This window comes from Kitasatospora sp. NPDC028961, from assembly GCF_055564815.1.
The window spans coordinates 10,018-28,234 of the sequence record NZ_JBVHVO010000017.1 but is presented as its reverse complement, the minus strand read 5'-3'; the positions used below and the strand labels follow the sequence as shown (position 1 = coordinate 28,234).

9 protein-coding genes are annotated in these 18,217 nt (G+C 75.7%); 4 read left to right on the top strand and 5 right to left on the bottom strand.

Going from position 1 to position 18,217, the window contains the following annotated elements:
• Positions 1–132 precede the first annotated feature (132 nt).
• Both ACZ4UX_RS25290 and ACZ4UX_RS25285 read right to left on the bottom strand, forming a co-directional pair.
• On the bottom strand, positions 133–6,855 hold the full coding sequence (locus tag ACZ4UX_RS25290) for an SDR family NAD(P)-dependent oxidoreductase (RefSeq protein ID WP_465708331.1): 6,723 nt from the start codon (positions 6,853–6,855) through the stop codon (positions 133–135).
• A gap of 61 nt (positions 6,856–6,916) precedes the next feature.
• Positions 6,917–10,291, bottom strand: a complete 3,375-nt coding sequence (locus tag ACZ4UX_RS25285; protein ID WP_465708330.1) for a type I polyketide synthase — start codon at positions 10,289–10,291, stop codon at positions 6,917–6,919.
• Positions 10,292–10,814: 523 nt separating this feature from the next.
• Between ACZ4UX_RS25285 and ACZ4UX_RS25280 the strand changes: the two genes are divergently transcribed.
• The 3 genes from ACZ4UX_RS25280 to ACZ4UX_RS25270 all read left to right on the top strand — a co-directional run bounded on the left by ACZ4UX_RS25280 (position 10,815) and on the right by ACZ4UX_RS25270 (position 13,814).
• Complete coding sequence (locus ACZ4UX_RS25280; RefSeq protein ID WP_465708329.1) at positions 10,815–11,375, top strand: hypothetical protein; 561 nt, start codon at positions 10,815–10,817, stop codon at positions 11,373–11,375.
• A gap of 312 nt (positions 11,376–11,687) precedes the next feature.
• Positions 11,688–12,920, top strand: coding sequence for a family 2 encapsulin nanocompartment cargo protein terpene cyclase (locus ACZ4UX_RS25275; protein ID WP_465708328.1), 1,233 nt, complete (start codon positions 11,688–11,690; stop codon positions 12,918–12,920).
• 15 nt (positions 12,921–12,935) lie between these two features.
• On the top strand, positions 12,936–13,814 hold the full coding sequence (locus ACZ4UX_RS25270; protein ID WP_465708327.1) for a geranyl diphosphate 2-C-methyltransferase: 879 nt from the start codon (positions 12,936–12,938) through the stop codon (positions 13,812–13,814).
• 149 nt (positions 13,815–13,963) lie between these two features.
• Here ACZ4UX_RS25270 and ACZ4UX_RS25265 read toward each other — a convergent pair whose 3' ends face one another.
• Positions 13,964–14,725 carry a maleylpyruvate isomerase family mycothiol-dependent enzyme gene (locus ACZ4UX_RS25265; RefSeq protein WP_329491087.1) on the bottom strand — a complete coding sequence of 254 codons (762 nt, stop codon included), beginning with the start codon at positions 14,723–14,725 and terminating at the stop codon, positions 13,964–13,966.
• A gap of 195 nt (positions 14,726–14,920) precedes the next feature.
• Here ACZ4UX_RS25265 and ACZ4UX_RS25260 point away from each other — a divergent pair, with 195 nt between their 5' ends.
• Positions 14,921–15,940 (top strand): alpha/beta hydrolase, encoded by a 1,020-nt coding sequence (locus tag ACZ4UX_RS25260; protein WP_465708326.1) that lies wholly within the window; start codon positions 14,921–14,923, stop codon positions 15,938–15,940.
• Between the two features lie 102 nt (positions 15,941–16,042).
• Here the strand turns inward: ACZ4UX_RS25260 and ACZ4UX_RS25255 are convergent, their stop codons facing one another.
• Both ACZ4UX_RS25255 and ACZ4UX_RS25250 read right to left on the bottom strand, forming a co-directional pair.
• Positions 16,043–17,647, bottom strand: coding sequence for a PLL family lectin (locus ACZ4UX_RS25255; protein WP_465708325.1), 1,605 nt, complete (start codon positions 17,645–17,647; stop codon positions 16,043–16,045).
• On the bottom strand, positions 17,644–18,217 hold a 574-nt coding region (locus tag ACZ4UX_RS25250; protein WP_465708324.1), incomplete at its 5' end, for a DUF8189 domain-containing protein. The genes ACZ4UX_RS25250 and ACZ4UX_RS25255, both read right to left, overlap by 4 nt.

Genomic DNA, 18,217 nt, shown 5'->3' with positions numbered 1-18,217 from the left:
CCGTCCAACGGGTAGAGGCCGGGAGCGCCGTTCGAGGTCAGGCCGGGCGGTCGGGACAGGGGAGCCGCAGGGAGCAGCGGGGCAGCACGGAGCGGGGCGGGGCAGCACGGGACCGGGCGGAGCGGGGGCGGATCAGGACAGGCCGAATTCCTCGTCGATGAGCGAGAAGATGTCGTCGACGGTGGCGGACTCGTAGTCCCGCCGGTCCTCGGTGGCCCCCGGCTCGAAGGCGCGGGCCTCCTTCCACTTCCCGAGGAGGGCTTCGAGGCGCTCGGTGATGCCGGCGACCGCCTCGTCGTCCTGCGCCACCGCGCCGAGCGCGCCCTCCAGCCGGTCGAGTTCCTGGTAGACGGCCGCCCCGGCGCGGGCGTCCGGTACCGGCGCCCCGGTGGCCTCGGCCTCGCCGACGAGCCGGGCCCGCAGCAGGGCCGCGAGTTCGGCGGGCGTCGGGTGGTCGAACACGGTGGTGGTCGGCAACCGCAGTCCGGTCGCGGCGTTCAGCCGGTTCCGCAGCTCGGTGGCGGCCAGCGAGTCGAAGCCGAGGTCCCGGAAAGCCCGGCGGGCGTCGACCGCGCCGGCGAGACCGTGCCCCAGCACCACGGCCGTCTCGTCGAGCACCAGGTCCAGGACCAGCCGCTCGCGCTCGGGCCCGCGGAGGCCGGCGAGCCGCTGGGCCAGCGTCGTCCCCCCGGTGGGCGAGGCCGCGGCGGCCGGCCGGCGGCCGGACACCCGAACCAGCCCGCGCAGCAGCGGCGGTACGGCGGCCTGCCCGGCGCCGGAGGCCGCCCGTGCCCGCAGGGAGGCGGTGTCCAGACGCATCGGCACCAGGACCGGCGCGGCCGCGCGGTGGGCGGCGTCGAAGAGTGCCAGCCCCTCCTCGGTGGACAGCGCGCCCATGCCGACCCGCCGCATCCGGTCGAGGTCGGCGCCGTCGAGGTGCCCCGTCATGGCGCTGCGTTCGGCCCACAGCCCCCAGGCGAGTGCGAGGGCCGGGAGGCCGCGCGAGCGCCGGTGCGCGGCCAGGGCGTCCAGGAAGGCGTTGGCCGCCGCGTAGTTGCCCTGTCCGGCGGCGCCCACCAGGGCGGTGGCGGAGGAGAACAGGGCGAACACCGCGAGGTCCAGGTGCTCGGTCTGCCGGTGCAGGTGCCAGGCGGCGTCCACCTTCGGCGCCATGACGCCGTCCAGCCGCGCCCGGTCCAGCGAGGTGACGACCCCGTCGTCCAGCACGCCCGCCGTGTGGACCACCGCCGTCAGCGGGTGCTCCGCCGGGATCCCGGCCAGCAGACGGGCGACCGCCCCGCCGTCCGTGACGTCGCACGCGGCGACGGTCACGGTGGCGCCGAGGGCGGTCAGCTCGGCGGCGAGGGCGGCGGCTCCGTCGGCCTTCGCGCCCCGGCGCGAGGCCAGGAGCAGGTGCCGTACGCCGTGGTGGGTCACCAGGTGCCGGGCGGTCAGCGCGCCCAGCGTCCCCGGGGCGCCGGTGATCAGCGCGGTGCCGTCCGGGTCCGGCGCGGCGGGCACGGTCAGGACGATCTTCCCGATGTGCCGGGCCTGGCGGAGGTGGCGGAACGCCTCGGGGGCCCGCCGGACGTCCCAGACGGTCAGCGGCGTCCGGTGCAGGGCCCCGGCCGCGAACAGGGCCAGGACCTCCCGGAGCATCGCGCCGATCCGCCCGGGGTCGACCTCCATCAGGTCGAAGATCCGGTAGTCGACGCCGGGGTGCGCGGCGGCCACCTCGGCCCCGTCCCGGTGGTCGGTCTTCCCCATCTCCAGGAAGCGCCCGCCCCGTGTCAGCAGCCGCAGGGAGGCGTCGACGAACTCGCCGGCCAGCGAGTTGAGCACGACCGAGACCCCGCGCCCGCCGGTCGCCGCCAGGATCCGCTGCTCGAAGCCGAGGTCCCGGGAGGAGGCGATGTGCGCCTCGTCCAGACCCGACGCGCGCAGCGTGCCCCACTTGCCCGGGCCGGCCGTGCCGTAGACCTCGGCCCCCCAGTGCCGGGCCAGCTGCACCGCGGCCATGCCGACCCCGCCGGCCGCCGAGTGCACCAGGACGCTCTCGCCGCGCCGCAGGTCCGCCAGGTCCCGCAGGCCGTGGTAGGCGGTCAGGAAGACCACCGGGACGGCGGCCGCCTCGGCGAACGACCAGCCGTCGGGCATCGGGACGACGGCCCGGTGGTCGGCCACCGCGACCGGTCCGAACGCGCCGGAGAACAGGCCCATCACCCGGTCGCCGACGGCGAGCCCGGCCACCCCGGGGCCGATCCCGGTGACCACGCCGGCGCCCTCGATGCCGAGCCCGTCGAGCCTCGGGACCAGACCCAGCGCGACCACGACGTCACGGAAGTTGAGTCCGGCGGCGCGGACCGCGATCCGGACCCGGCCCTCGGCCAGCGGGCCGGTGGCGGAGTCGTCCGGGCCCGGCAGCAGCGCCAGGTTCTCCAGGGTGCCCTTGCCCTCGATGTCCAGCCGCCAGGCGGCCGCGCCGACCGGCGGCGTCAGCGCCGCTGCCGCCCCGGCGAGCCGGGGGACGCTCAGCGTGCCGTCGCGAAGGGCGAGTTGGGGCTCACCGGAGTGGACGGCCGCGGCCAGCAGCGCCGGTGGGGCGTCGCCCTCGTCCAGGTCCAGCAGGACGAAGCGGCCGGGGTTCTCGGCCTGCGCGGCCCGCACCAGGCCCCACACCGGGGCCTGCACCGGTGCGGCCGCTCCCTCGCCGGGGCGGACGGTCACGGCGCCCCTGGTCACCACCACCAGGCGGGAGGCGGCGAACCGGTCGTCGGCCAGCCAGGTCCGGAGCGCGTCGAGGACGTCGGCGGCCAGCGCGCGGGCCGCCGCCCCGAGGTCGGCCGCGCCGGGGGTCGCGGCCGGGGCGGCGCAGGGCAGGAGGACCACCTCCGGCACGGCACCGTTCGTCCGCGTCGCCGCCTCCGCCAGCGAGCGCAGATCGGCGAACCTCCCGCCGACCACCGGGCCGTCGGAGCCGGCGCCCCCGGGGCCCACCACGGCCCAGTCGCCTCCGGAGCCCGACGCGGTGGCGGCGGGCGCGCCGACGGCCACCCAGTCGACCTGGAAGAGCGCCTCGCCGTGGGCCCGGCCGACCTCGTCCAGCTGCTCCCGGGTGACCGGCCGCAGCGCCAGGGACTCGATCCCGGCGACCGGCCGGCCCGTGGTGTCGGCGACGCTCAGCGCCACCTTGCCGGCCCCCAGCGGGGTGACCGTGACCCGCAGCGCGGTCGCACCGACGGCGTGCAGCGTCAGGCCCTCCCAGGCGAACGGCAACTGCGGCAGGCCGTCCGCCGTTTCGGCGGCCGGCCCGGCCAGGCCGATGACGTGCAGCGCGGCGTCCAGCAGCGCCGGGTGCACGGCGAAGCGGTCGGCGCCGTCGGCGGCGTCCTCGGGCAGCGCGACCTCGGCGAACACCTCGTCGCCCCGCCGCCAGGCCGCCCTGACGCCCCGGAAGGCCGGCCCGTAGGGCAGACCGGTCTCGGCCAGGCCCGCGTACAGCCCGTCGATCCGGACGGGCCCTGCTCCCGGCGGGGGCCAGGCCGCCGGCCCGGCGTCGTGTTCCCCGGCCGCTCCGGCCCCTCCTACCGGTCCGGCGGGCCCCGCCAGGCCGGTGGCGTGCCTGGTCCACGGCTGCTCGGCCGGCGCCCCCGCCGGCTGGGAGTGCAGGCTCACCGGTCGTCGCCCGGCCTCGTCGGGCGCGCCGACCACCACCTGGAGCGACACCGCGCCCTGGTCCGGCAGGACGAGCGGGGCGTGCAGCGTGAGCTCCTCGACCCGGCCGCAGCCGGCCCGGTCGGCGGCCTGGAAGACCAGCTCCAGCAGGGCCGTGCCCGGGACCACCGTCGTCCCGAGGACGGTGTGGTCCGCCAGCCACGGGTGCTCGGCCAGCGAGAGCCGACCGGTGACGAGGACGCCGTCGGAGTCGGGCAGCGCGAGTGCCGCGCCCAGGAAGGGGTGGTCGACCGGGGTGAGTCCCAGGGTGCTCGCGTCACCCGACGCTCCCGGGGCCGGCCGCCACCAGTAGGACTGCCGTTGGAACGCGTACGTCGGCAGGCTCGCCGGGGTGGCACCGGTGCCCGCGAACGCGGCCGTCCAGTCCACCGGACCGCCCCGGACGAAGGCCTCGGCGGCCGAGGTGAGGAAGCGTTCGGGTCCGCCCTCGTTCCGGCGCAGCGTTCCCACCACGACGGCGTCACGGCCGAGTTCCTCGACCGTCTCCTCGATGCCCGGGCGTAGCACGGGGTGGGGGCTGACCTCGATGAAGACGCCGTGGCCCTGTGCGGAGAGCCGGTGGACGGCCTGGTCGAAGTGCACGGTCTCGCGCAGGTTGCGGTACCAGTAGTCGGCGTCGATCCCCTCGGTGTCCAGGAGGTCGCCGGTGACGGTGGAGTAGAACGCCACCTCCGAGGCCGCCGCCCGGTCCGGACCGAGGGCCGCGAGCAGGTGCTCCCGGACGGTCTCGACCTGCGCGGAGTGCGAGGCGTAGTCGACCGGGATCCGGCGCGCCCGCACCCCCCGCGCCTCACAGTCCGCCAGCAGCCCCTCCAACGCCGCCGGCTCCCCCGACACCACCACCGAGCCGGGCCCGTTCACCGCCGCCACCGACAACCGGCCCTCCGCGGCAGCCACCAACTCCCCCGCCCGCACCGGGCTCAGCGCCAGCGACACCATCCCGCCCAGGCCCGCCAGCCGCTCCGCGATCACCCGGCTGCGCAACGCCACGATCCGCGCCGCCTCCGACAGCGACAACGCACCCGCCACACACGCCGCCGCGATCTCCCCCTGCGAATGCCCCACCACCGCCGACGGCTCCACACCGTACGAACGCCACAACTCCGCCAACGACACCATCACCGCGAACGACACCGGCTGCACCACATCCACCCGCTCCAACGACGGAGCACCGGGCGCCCCACGCAGCACATCGAGCAGATCCCAGTCGACGAACGGCCGCAACGCCTCCGCGCACTCCGCCAACCGCGCCGCGAACACCGGCGAGGAATCCAGCAACTCCCCGCCCATCCCCGCCCACTGGGCCCCCTGCCCCGGGAACACGAACACCACCCGGCCGGGACGGACCGCCGCGTCGCCCACGATCACCTGCGGGACGGACCGGCCCTCGGCCAGTGCCGCCAGCCCGGTCCGGAACGCCTCCCGGTCCGCCCGGTCGGCCAGTAGCACGGCGCGGTGCTCGAAGACCGACCGGGTGACCACCGTCGCGAGGCCGATGTCCACCGGCCGTTCGCCGCCCCGGACGTCCAGAGCACCCCGGACGTCCAGAGCACCCTGGGTATCCAGAGCACCCCGAGCATCCAGGGCACCCCGGGCGTCCAGGTGCGCCAGCAGACTCCGGGCCTGCGCGGCCAGCGCCTCCGGCGAGCGCCCCGAGAGCAGCCACGGCACCACCGCCGGACCGCTCTCCGGACCGCTCTCCGGCCCGGCCGGCTCCTCGCCGGGCTCCTCGGCCGGCGCCTGCTCCAGCACCACGTGCGCGTTGGTCCCGCTGATCCCGAAGGAGGAGACGGCCGCGCGGCGCGGCCGCGCGCCCGGGAGCCACTCCCGGGCCTCGGTCAGCAGTTCGACCGCTCCCGAGCTCCAGTCCACGTGCGGGGACGGCTCGTCCACGTGCAGCGTCCTGGGCAGCACGCCCGCCCGCATCGCCGACACCATCTTGATCACGCCGGCCACCCCGGCGGCCGCCTGGGTGTGCCCGATGTTCGACTTCACCGAGCCCAACCGGAGCGGCGGCGCCCCCTCGGACCGGCCCTGACCGTACGTGGCCAGCAGTGCCTCGGCCTCGATCGGGTCGCCGAGGCGGGTGCCCGTGCCATGGGCCTCCACGGCGTCCACCTCCTGCGCCGAGAGCCCCGCGTCCGCCAGCGCCTGCCGGATCACCCGCTGCTGCGAAGGACCGTTCGGCGCCGTCAGACCGTTCGACGCACCGTCCTGGTTCACCGCGCTGCCCCGCACCACCGCCAACACCGGATGCCCGTTGCGCACCGCGTCCGACAGCCGTTCCACCAGCAGGACACCGACGCCCTCGCTCCAGCCCGTGCCGTCCGCGGCGGCGGCGAACGGCTTGCACCGTCCGTCCGGGGCCAGGCCCTGCTGCCGGCTGAACTCGACGAACATGCCCGGGGTCGGCATCACCGTGACCCCGCCGGCCAGCGCCAGGTCGCACTCGCCCGACCGCAGGGACCGCACCGCGAGGTGCAGCGCCACCAGCGACGAGGAACACGCCGTGTCCACCGTCAGCGCCGGCCCCTCCAGGCCCAGCGCGTAGGCGACCCGCCCCGAGATCACGCTGGGGGTGACGCCGGTCAGCAGATAGCCGCCCTGGTCCTCCGAGCCCTCGTGCAGCCGGGGGCCGTACTCCTGGAAGGTCGCCCCGGCGAAGACGCCCGTCCGGCTCCCCCGCAGCGACAGCGGGTCGATCCCCGCCCGCTCCACCGCCTCCCACGAGGTCTCCAGCAGCAACCGCTGCTGCGGGTCCATCGCCAGCGCCTCACGCGGCGAGATCCCGAAGAACCCCGCGTCGAACTCGGCCACCGCGTCCAGGAACCCACCGGCCCGCACATAGCTGGACCCCGGCCGCCCGGCCTCCGGGTCGAACAGCTCCGCCAGGTCCCAGCCCCGGTCGGTCGGCAGCGGCCCCACGACGTCCCCGCCGTCCAGCACCAGCCGCCACAGGTCCTCCGGGGACCGCACCCCGCCGGGGTACCGGCAGCCGATGCCCACCACGGCCACCGGCTCGCCCGACGCGGCCTCCACCGCCCGCAGCCGCTCCCTGGTCCGGTACAGGTCGGTGGTCACCCACCTGAGGTACTCGACCAGCTTCTCCTCGTTCGCCACTGCTCTCACTCCGTGTCGGTGCGGCCGTGCGGAAGGTTCGGACATCGCGCGTCGGGGCGCGTCAGGAGGTGCGGAACTCCTGGTCGATGAAGGCGAAGAGCTCGTCGACCGTCGCCGTCCGCAGCCTGTTCGGCTTCGGGTCGTCGCCGTCGGTTCGCGGCCTGGCGGCCAGCAGGGACCGCAGCCGGGCCTCGACCCGCTCCCAGGCGGCGCTGTCCGGCCCGAGCGCGGCCAGCGACCGCTCCAGCCGGTCCAGCTCCGCCAGGGCCCCGGAGCCCGCCGCGCGGTCCGCCGGCTGGAGCAGGGCGCCCAGCCGCTCGGCGAGGACGAGAGGCGTCGGATGGTCGAACAGCAGACCGGTCGGCAGCCGCAGCCCGGTGGCCGCGCCGAGCCGGTCCCGCAGCTCCACCGCGGTCAGCGAGTCGAAGCCCAGCTCCTTGAAGGAGAGCCCGGGGTCGACCGGCCCGGCGTCGTGGTGGCCGAGCACGGCGGCCGCCTCGGAGCGCACCAGGTCGAGCAGCGCGCCCGGGCCCCGGTCGCCGACCGGCGCCCGCTCCGGCCGCTCGACCGCGTCGGCCCCGGGAGGCGCGGAAGGCGCGGGAGCCGTCCCGGCCACCGGGGCCGGCGAGAGCACGCTGCCCCCGAGCCAGTACCGCTCCCGCTGGAACGCGTAGGTGGGCAGCTCGACCCGCCGGGCGCCGTGCCCGGCGAACTCCGCCGCCCAGTCCACCTCGACGCCGTGGACGTGCAGCCGGGCGAGTGCGGTGACCAGCGCGTCGGCCTCGGGCCGGTCCTTGCGGAGCGTGGGCACGAGGACGGGACCGGCGCCCGGCCGCGCGGGCTCGGTCAGACAGTCCCGGCCCATCGTGGCGAGCGTGCCGTCCGGCCCGAGCTCCAGGTAGGCGGTGACGCCCTCGCGCTCCAGCCGGCGCATGCCGTCGAGGAACCGGACCGGCCGGCGCACGTGCCGCACCCAGTACTCGGCCGAGCCGAACTCCTCGGCCGTGACGAGATCGCCGGTGACCGTGGACACGACCGGCAGCTCCGGCGGCCGGAGGTCCAGGGCCGCCACGACGCCGCGGAAGTCGTCCAGCACGGCGTCCATGTGCGGGGAGTGGAACGCGTGGCTCACCCGCAGCCTTCTGGTCCGGCGGCCGGCGGTCCGCCAGTGGGCCGCGATCCGCTCGACCTCCTCGGCGTCCCCGGCGACGACGGTCGCCTCCGGGCCGTTGACGGCGGCGAGGCCGACCAGGTGCTCCCGGCCGGCCAGCAGCGGGAGCACCTCCTGCTCACCGGCCTGCAGCGCCGCCATGGCGCCGCCGGGCGGGAGCGCCTGCATGAGCCGGCCGCGGGCGGTCACCAGCGTGCAGGCGTCCGCGAGCGGGAACACCCCGGCGACGTGGGCGGCGGCCAGTTCGCCGACGGAGTGGCCGAGCAGGAGGTCCGGTCGGACGCCCCGGCTCTCCAGCAGCCGGAACAGGGCGACCTCGATCGCGAACAGGGCGGGCTGCGCGACACCGGTGCCGTCCAGCAGATCCGCGGCGGCGGAGCCCGGTGCCGCGAAGAGCACGTCCCGCAGCGGCCGGTCCGGGCCCGCTCCCGCGGCGGCCGCGGCCGCGTCGACGTGCTCGCAGACGGCGTCCAACGCCGCTGCGAACACCGGGTGTTCCTGGTAGAGCACACGCCCCGCTCCCGGCCGTTGGCTGCCCTGACCGGCGAACAGGAAGGCGAGCCGGGCGGGCCCGTACGCCTGCCCCGACAGCACCTCGGCGGCGCGCCCGCCCCCGGCCAGCGCCGTCAGGCCCCGCCGGAGCCCGGCGTCGTCCCGACCGGTCACCGCGGCGCGCTGCTCGAAGGCCGAGCGCGTCACGGCCAGCGAGTACCCGACGTCCGCCGCGCGGAGCCCGGGCCGCTCGTCGAGCCGCGCCAGCAGCGCGGCCGCCTGGGCCCGCAGCGCCGCCGGCGAGCGGCCGGACAGCAGCCACGGCACCGTCCGGGCCGCCCCCGCCCCGCCGCCCGAAGGCCCGGCCGCCGAGCCCCCGGCCTCCGCAACCTCGACCTCCGAGGACCCGCCCTCCGTCCGCCCGCGCTCCGTCCGCCCACCCTCCGAGAGCCCCGGCTCCGAGGCGGTCGGCAGGGGCCCGGCGGCCAGCACCACATGGCAGTTGGTCCCGCCGAGGCCGAACGAGCTCACGCCCGCCAGCAGCGGCCGGTCCGGCTCCGGCCACGGCCCCAGCTCCCGCTGCACGCGCAGGTGGAGCGAGTCCAGCGGAATCAGCGGATGGGGGCGCTCGTAGTGGAGGCTGGGCGGCAGCTCCCGGTGCCGCAGACTCAGGGCGACCTTCAGCAGCCCGACGATCCCGGCGGCGCCTTCGAGGTGCCCCACGTTGGTCTTCGCCGAGCCGACCGCCAGCGGCCGCCCGGGCTCCCGGAGCCGCCCGAGGGCTTCGCCGAGGGCCGCGGCCTCCACCGGATCGCCGACCTTGGTGCCCGTGCCGTGGAGTTCCACGTACTGGACGTCCGCCGGGTCCACCCCGGCCCGGCGGTAGGCGCGCCGGACGACCTCCTCCTGGGCCGCCGGGCTGGGTGCGGTGAGCCCCTCACCGCCGCCGTCGTTGTTCACCGCGCCGCCGAGGATCAGGCAGTGCACCCCGTCGCCGTCGGCGAGCGCGTCCGCGAGGCGCTTCAGGACGACCACCGCGCCGCCCTCGCCCCGGACGTAGCCGTCCGCGCGGGCGTCGAAGGTGTGGCACCGGCCGGTCGGCGAGAGGCCGCCGAACCGGGCGACGGCGATGCTGCTCTGCGGGGCGAGGTTGAGGTTCACTCCCCCCGCGAGCGCGAGGTCGGTCTCGCCGGCACGCAGGCTCTCACAGGCCTGGTGGACGGCGACCAGGGAGGACGACTGACCGGTGTCGGTCACCAGGCTGGGCCCGCGCAGGCCGAGGGTGTAGGAGACCCGGTTGGCGATCATGCTGCGCTGCAGCCCGGTCACGCTGTGCTGGGTGACGGCCTGCGGACCGCGCTGGTGCAGCAGGGTCGCGTAGTCGTCCCAGATCGCACCGAAGAAGACACCGGCCGATCGTCCGTCGAGCGTCGCCGGGACGATCCCGGCGTACTCCAGGGCCTCCCAGGCGAGTTCCAGCATCAGCCGCTGCTGCGGGTCCGTCGCGACCGCCTCGCGCGGGGAAAGGCCGAAGAAGCCGGGGTCGAATCGGTCGACCTGATCGAGGAAACCGCCCCATCGGGGTATCGATCCGCCGGTTTCGACTGTTTGTCCGCCATCCGTCGGCAATTCACCCCATCGGCCTTCCGGCACCTCCGTGACAGAGGTTTCACCGTGCCGGAGAAGTCGCCACAGCTCATCGGGAGTCGAAGCTCCGGGTAACCGACACGACAGACCGACAACGGCTATCGCATCACTGTGAGTGGAATACATGAGAGATTCGTAAGATACGTGTGCTTCCCGTGAGGCCACAGCGCAACTGAACCAGCATCAGCAGAACGCGTCAAGGGTCGCTCTGTACACGACATCAAGCTTCAGCGCCGGTGGTCAGAGGCCTGTCGGCGGCGCCCAACCGGCCGTACCCACAAGGCATCACGGCCGTGAGGGCGCTTCACCACGGCAATTGCCCGAACGGCCCCGCCGCCTTGCCCGTCCGGACACGACCCGTCGACCCGGTGGCCGATTGTTAACCCCCGGTAAAATCCCTGGCGGCACGAACTACCCGGGGTGTCCGACGTTCACGGACGACCGGATCCGGCCACTGTGGCCCGGCGCTCCCCACCGGGTGCCGGGCGGCCCGGAACACCCCCGCCGGGGCCCCGGCCCGGCCACCCGGCGACGGCCGAATCGCAGGTGGCTAGGCTGGAGATCGCCGAGGAGACCGGCACCTGCCCTGCGGACCGTGACGCCGGCGGCATCCACCGCCCCACCGCGGGGCAAGCATCGAGGAGCAGTCGTGACCGAACAGAGCGGCCCGCAGCGGAGCATCGCCGACATGATCCGCCGTCCCATGCTCACCGGCCTGCAGGACGCCGAGCTGATCGGCCCGCTGGGCACCACCCGGATCAACGAGTGGGTCGACTGGATCGCGGCGGTGGTCGCCGGCCAGATCGTCCAGCCGATCGCCAGTGAGCGCGACGCCTTCGCGGACCGGGTGGACACCCTCTCCGAGGTCGGCAAGCGCAACAAGCAGCTCTACCGGGACGCCGCCCAGGAGGCGCAGCAGCTGCGGTCCCGGGTCGCCGAGCTGGAGGCCGAGCTGGCGCGGCTGCGCGCCCCCGCGGGCCCGGCGCCCGACTCCGCGCCCGACTCCGCGACCCCGGCCCATGACGCCGCCACCCCGGTGACCGGTCCCACCCGCGCCCCGGCCGCCGACCCGGCGGCCTCCGAGGGGGCAGGCGGCCCCTCGCTCTCGCTCCGGGACCGCCTGCGGTCCAAGTACCCCGCGACCGCCGAAGCCCTGGACCGGCGGGACGCCGCCGCGGCGGAGGACGCCGAGCGGTACCCCGAGGGCTGACCCGGCGGGCCGGTGGTCCCCGGTCCCCACCGGGGAACGCCCGCCGCACCCCGACCCCTCGATCCGCACCTCCGGCCCCGCACCACCCGACCCGGCCCTCCACGCCCCGACCCGGCCCCGATCTGCGTGTGCGCGGGAGCCCGGGTCCGTACCGGACCCGGCCGTCGGCGGCCGTCGGGCCGGTCGGCCGCCGCCCCGGCCGTCCCCACCACGCGCACACCGCGCGCTTGAAACCCGATCTTCCCGAACATTCACCCTATCGAGTAGATCAACCGCTCCGGAGGCCTTCGGCCGAGACCACCCCGCCTACCGTTGATCAGCGAACGGCAAGGGGGGTACCGCCTGCGGGATCCCCCTTCTGTCGCGCCGGATGACGACCCGTCATCCGGCGCGGTCCTGCGCGGAGGGAGGCCCGTCCATGCCCATGAACACCGGACCGGAGATCACCGGGGACACCTCGGCGGTACGGTCATGAGCCGTACCGCCCTGGAGCGGATCCTCAGCGGCCCCAGCGGCCTCGGCACGGGCGGCCTGCACCCGGGCCGCCGTACGCCACCGCCCGAGGCCGGCGGCGCCGTTCCGGGCCTCTACTACCACCCGGTACCGGAGCCCGACCCCGGGCGCGTCGAGGAGGTCGGCAACCGGATCAAGGCCTGGGCGGTGGACGAGGTCCAGCTGTACCCGCCTGAGTGGGAGGACCAGTTCGACGGGTTCTCGATCGGCCGGTACATGGTCGCCTGCCACCCCGACGCCCCCGACACCGACCACCTGATGGTCGCCGCCCGGCTGATGGTCGCCGAGAACGTGGTGGACGACTGCTACTGCGAGGACCACGGCGGCTCGCCGGTCGGCCTCGGCGGGCGGCTGCTCCTCGCGCACACCGCGCTCGACCCCCTGCACACCACGGCGGAGTACCAGCCGGCCTGGGAGGAGTCGCTCCAGGAGGACGCCCCGCGGCGCGCCTACCGCTCCGCCATGGACTACTTCCACCGCGCCGCGAGCCCGTCCCAGGCGGACCGGTTCCGGCACGACATGGCGCGCCTGCACCTGGGGTACCTCGCCGAGGCGGCCTGGGCCGAGACCGAGCACGTCCCCACGGTCTGGGAGTACCTGGCGATGCGCCAGTACAACAACTTCCGCCCGTGCCCGACCATCACGGACACCGTCGGCGGCTACGAGCTGCCCGCCGACCTGCACACGCTGCCCGCCCTGCAACGGGTCATCGCGCTCGGTTCCAACGCCACCACGATCGTCAACGACCTCTACTCCTACACCAAGGAACTCGCCGGCCCCGGCCGGCACCTGAACCTCCCGGTGGTGCTCGCCGAGCAGGAGGGCGGCACCGACCGCGACGGCTACCTGAAGGCGGTCGAGGTCCACAACGACCTCATGCACGCCTTCGAGGCCGAGGCGGCCGCCCTGGCCGCCGCCTGCCCCGCGCCGCCCCTGCTGCGCTTCCTGCGCGGCGTGGCCGTGTGGATCGACGGCAACCACTACTGGCACCGGACCAACACCTACCGCTACAGCCTGCCCGACTTCTGGTAACCAAGGAGCTGACCCATGACCACGACCGATATCCCCACCACGCCCACCAGCCTCGTTCCCGGCCCCGCCACGCCCTACCAGGGCGACATCGCCCGCTACTGGGACCACGAGGCCCGGCCCGTCAACCTGCGCCTCGGTGACGTCGACGGCCTCTACCACCACCACTACGGCATCGGCGACATCGACCACGCCTCGCTGGGCGACCCGGGCGACAGCGAGCGCGAGAAGAAGGTGATCGCCGAGCTGCACCGGCTGGAGTCCGCCCAGGCGGAGGTGCTGCTGGACCACCTGGGCCCGATCGCCCCGGACGCCACCCTGGTGGACGCCGGCTGCGGCCGCGGCGGCTCCATGGTGATGGCCCACCAGCGCTTCGGATGCAAGGTCGAGGGCGTCACCCTCTCCGCCAAGCAGGCCGAGTTCGGCAACCGGCGCGCCCGGGAGCTCGGCATCGACGGCTCGGTCCGGTCCCGGGTCTGCAACATGCTCGACATGCCCTTCGAGACCGGCCAGGTGGCGGGCTCGTGGAACAACGAGTCCAGCATGTACGTCGACCTGCACGACCTCTTCGCCGAGCACTCCCGGATGCTGGCGGTCGGCGGCCGGTACGTCACCATCACGGGCTGCTGGAACCCCGCCTACGGGCAGCCGTCGAAGTGGGTGTCGCAGATCAACGCGCACTTCGAGTGCAACATCCACTCCCGCCGGGAGTACCTGCGTGCCATGGCGGACAACCGGCTCGTGCCGCAGGCCGTCATCGACCTCACCCCGGCGACCCTGCCGTACTGGGAGCTGCGCGCGACCTCCTCGCTCGTCACGGGCATCGAGGAGGCGTTCATCTCCTCGTACAAGGACGGCTCCTTCCAGTACGTCCTGATCGCGGCCGACCGGGTCTGACCGGGTCTGACCGGGCCGACCGGGCCGACCGGGCCGACCGGGCCGGCTCCCGGGGCCGGGTGTGGCGAGGGGCGCCGCCCCGGCCGCACCCGGCCCGCCGCGTTCGCGACGGCCGGCCCCGCCGGTCAACGCGAAGTCAGAACGCGGAGTCAGAACGCGGAGTTGGCCACCCAGTGCGCCAGCAGGCCCTCGTCCCCCGTCACCTCGAAGCGGCCGGCGGCCCGGTCCAGCCGGCCGTAGAGGAACAGCAGCAGGTCCGCCGCGGTGCCGCGCACGGTCACGTCGGCGGCCGTCCCGGCACCCTGCGGGTCGAGTCCGAAACCGTCGGGCCGCAGCCGGACCAGCCAGTCCCCGGCCCCGTCGGTGCGGGTGAACCGGACGGTCCGGTCGTCCGCCCGCAGGAGGGCCGTCCCGGGCGCGAAGCCGGCGGCGAAGGGCAGGTTGACCAGGAACTCCGCGACGCCGTCGGCCGCCAGCGCCGGGTCGATCCCGGGGTGCAGGCCCAGGGCGAGCTCCGCGTCCACGCGGTGCACCAGGGTCTCGAAGAGCATCCGGCGCACCCAGAACCGGGCGTGCTGGTCGGCGCCCCAGGCCCACATCGGCGCGTCGAGGTCGGCCGCGGCGAACTCCGCACCGGCCTCGACCGCGGCCTCGGCCAGCCAGTCGGGGTAGCCGTCCGGCCCCTCCGGCAGCCGCAGGTCGACCTCCCGGCTGCGCGGCGGCTCCTGGATCCGCTGCCGCAGCAGCACGGTGAACCAGCGCTGCACGCTCCCGGCGTGACGCACCAGGTCGGCCAGCGTCCAGCCGGGGCAGGTGGGCACCGCGGTGGACGGGTCGGCGGCACGGACGACGGCGACGAAGCGGGCGGTCTCCGCGGCGACAGCGGCGGGGTGATCGAGGGTGGTGGTCATGGCCACCATTCTCCCGGCCCCCGCCCGACCGGCCCGCCCGGGGGGCCGGAGCCGGCCGCCCACGGGGGCGGCGGAGCTGCCGCGGCCCGGCCGGACGGGTGATTGACTGGGCCCTATGGACCTCGTTCATTCGACGTGCTGCCTCCCCCCGGTCCCGTCCGGCCGGCGCCCCGGGGCTCGACCGGACGGCCGGGCATGAGCGTCGCCGACCCGCCGGCCGCACCCGGCCCCGCCCCGAGGGCCCGGACCGCGCCCCCGTTCGACCCCGAGCTGGCCGCCGCGCTGGCGGCTCTGGGCGACGCGGCCGGGGAGCCGCTCACCCCGGCGAACCTGCCGGCCCGCCAGGCCCGGGACACCGCGACCCGGCCCCGGCCCGCCGTCCACGAGCTGACCGACGGCGGCCGTTTCGAGGTGGCCGAACTCCGGGTACCGGGACCGCCGGACGGGCCGGAGGTCACCCTGCTGAGCGCCCGGCCCGCCGGGATCTCCCGGCCGCTGCCGCTGCTGTACTACCTGCACGGCGGCGGCATGGTCATGGGCAACGCCTGGTCCGTCCTCCCCCGGGTGCTGCGCGAGTGGGCGCTCCCGCTGGAGCTGGCCGTCATCTCCGTCGAGTACCGGCTGGCACCGCGGGCGCGGTACCCCGGACCGGTGGAGGACTGCTACGCCGGCCTCACCTGGGCGGCCGCGCACGCCGACCGGCTGGGAATCGACCCGGCGCGCATCGTGCTCGGCGGCAAGAGCGCCGGCGGCGGGCTCGCCGCCGCGCTCGCCCTGCTCACCCGGGACCGGGGCGGGCCCGTCCCGCTCGGGCAACTGCTGCTCAGCCCGATGCTGGACGACCGCGACCGCTCCTTCTCCAGCCACCAGCTGGCCGGCACCGACACCTGGGACCGCACCTCCAACGCCACCGCGTGGCAGGCCCTGCTGGGTGACCGGTACGGTGCCGCGGACCTCCCGCCCTACGCGGCCGCCGCCCGCGCCACCGACCTGTCCGGGCTGCCCCCGGCCTACGTCGACGTCGGATCGGCCGAGACCCTCCGGGACGAGGACGTCGCCTACGCCCAGGCGCTCTGGCAGGCCGGCGGCCGGGCCGAACTGCACGTGTGGCCCGGTGCCTGCCACGGCTTCGACACCCTCGCGCCGCACTCGGCGCTGGCCCGGGACGCCCGCGACGCCCGGACCCGCTGGCTCCGTCGCCTCCTCGCGCGCTGATCCGGCCGGCGCCGGCCACCGGGACCCCGTCCCCGGACGCGACGGGGCCCGCCCGGCCGGCGGAACTCCCGGCCGGGCGGGCCCCGTCGGGGCGGGCGGCCGTCAGGCCAGCGCCGGTCCGTCCGTGGAGTTCAGCCGGCCCCACCCGGACCAGGCGCTGAAACCGGTCTGCCAGCGGTGGAAGACACCGGACCCGCTGCTGCCCAGCACGTCCAGCCGGCCGTCCTGGTTGGTGGCCGCGGCGATGGCGGTGCCGCCGCCGCCGAAGGTCTCCCAGCCCGACCAGCCGCCGTTCACGGCCGTCTGCCACAGGTGGGTGGCCGTGCCGCCGTTGATGGCGAACACCTCCATCCGCCCGTCGGCGGAACGCGCCGAGGACAGCTCGGAGTCGGCGGCTCCCCCGCCGGTACCGGTCCAGGCCGACCAGCTGGTGGGGCCGGTCTGCCAGCGGTGGAACACCCCGGTACCGCTGGAGGTGAACACCTCCAGCCGGCCGTCCGAGTTGTGATTGACCGTCAGCCCGTGCCCGCCGCCGCCGAAGGAGTCCCAGGCCGACCAGCCGCTGTTGGGCGCGGTCTGGTACAGGTGGCCGAAGGTGGTGTCCGACAGGGCGAACAGCTCCAGCCGGCCGTCGGGCGCGTTCTCCATCTGCAGCCGTGCACCGGCGGGGCCGCCGACCCCGACCCACCCGGCGAAGGCGCCGTTGGGCGCGGTCTGCCAGGTGTGGAACACCCCGGTGGCATTGGAGGCGAAGACCTCGATCCGCCCGTCGGCGTTGCCACCGGCCGCGATCCGGGACCCGCCGCCGCCGAGGCCGGCCCACCCCGACCAGCCGGCGTTCGGTGCGGTCTGCCAGAGGTGGGCCAACATGCTCCCGTTGAGCGCGAACAGCTCCAGCCGGCCGTCCTGGTTCGGCGCGATCGCCAGCTGGGCGTTGCCCGGGCCGCCCTCGTCGACCCATTCCGACCAGCCGCCGTTGACGGACAGCTGCCAGGTGTGCCAGACACCGCCCGGGCCCGCGGCGAAGGTCTCCAGCCGGCCGTCCGCGTCGCGGCCGGAGACCATCCGGCCGGACGGGTACGGGCGCGGCCCGGCCGGGCCGTCCTCGACCACCCGGTGGTAACGGCGGGCGCTGAACGAGCCGTTGGGGTGCCCGTCCAGTGAGGCGTCGCCGATGTTGGCGGTGAGGTGTCGGACCGGCGCCGAGCCGAAGGAGTAGTAGGAGAAGTCGCCGTCGCCGTCGAGCCACTGGTCGAAGAGGAAGACGTGCTCGCTGTAGTTGTCGAGGATGTCGCCGGGGCGCAGGTCACCGCGGTCGATGGGGTACGAGTACGTGTCCGACAGCGACCCGGTCCAGGCGTTGGCGTCCAGGTGCCAGGCCATCGACACGTAGCCCGAGCAGTCCCGGCGGTAGTCGAAGTCGCCACCGGGGCCGGGCGAGTAGCCGCCCTGGTCGTACGGGCCCGGCTGGTGGTCGACCCAGTACTGGGCCCGCGCGATGATCTCGCCGCGGGTGATCGGGCCGCCGAGGGCCGAGTCGGCCCGGGCGCTGCCCGCGGTCGCCAGACCGGTGCCGGCCAGGGCGAGGACGAGCACGAGCGCCATCAGCAGGGCCCGGGCCGTCGCCCTGGAGGCGTGCGACGCGTGGCGGGCGGGGCGGGTGCGCGGTGGCATCGCGGGCTCGACCGTTCCTCTCGACGTGTTCATACGCCCACCCAGGCGGCGCCGCCGAAGGTGCCGTCGGCGTTCCAGGCACTCCAGCCGCCGTTGGGCGCGTTCTGCCAGATGTGCGAGATGTTGGCTCCGCCGGGGGCGAGGGCGAACACCTCCAGCCGGCCGTCCGCGTTGCGGCTGACGTTCACGGTCGCGGCGGCGCCGCCGAAGGAGCCGTTCCAGGCGCCCCAGCCGGCGGACGGGGCCGCCTGCTCGCGGATCGCCACCCCGCTGCCGTTCGGTCCCAGCACGAAGACCGCCATCCGCCCGTCGGCCTGGTGACCGATCACCGGCGCACCGCCGGTCGGGCCCCCGAACGGCGCGCCGCCGTCACCGTTCCAGCCACTCCACCCGCCGTTGGGCTCCGTCTGCCAGATGTGCGAGATCGAACTGCGGTCCGGCGCCACGGCGAACACCTCCAGCCGCCCGTCCGCGTTCTGACCGACACTCAGGTCGGATGCCGCGGGCCCGAAGGAGCCGTTCCAGGCGCCCCAGCCGGCGGACGGGGCCGCCTGCTCGCGGATCGCCACCCCGCTGCCGTTCGGTCCCAGCACGAAGACCGCC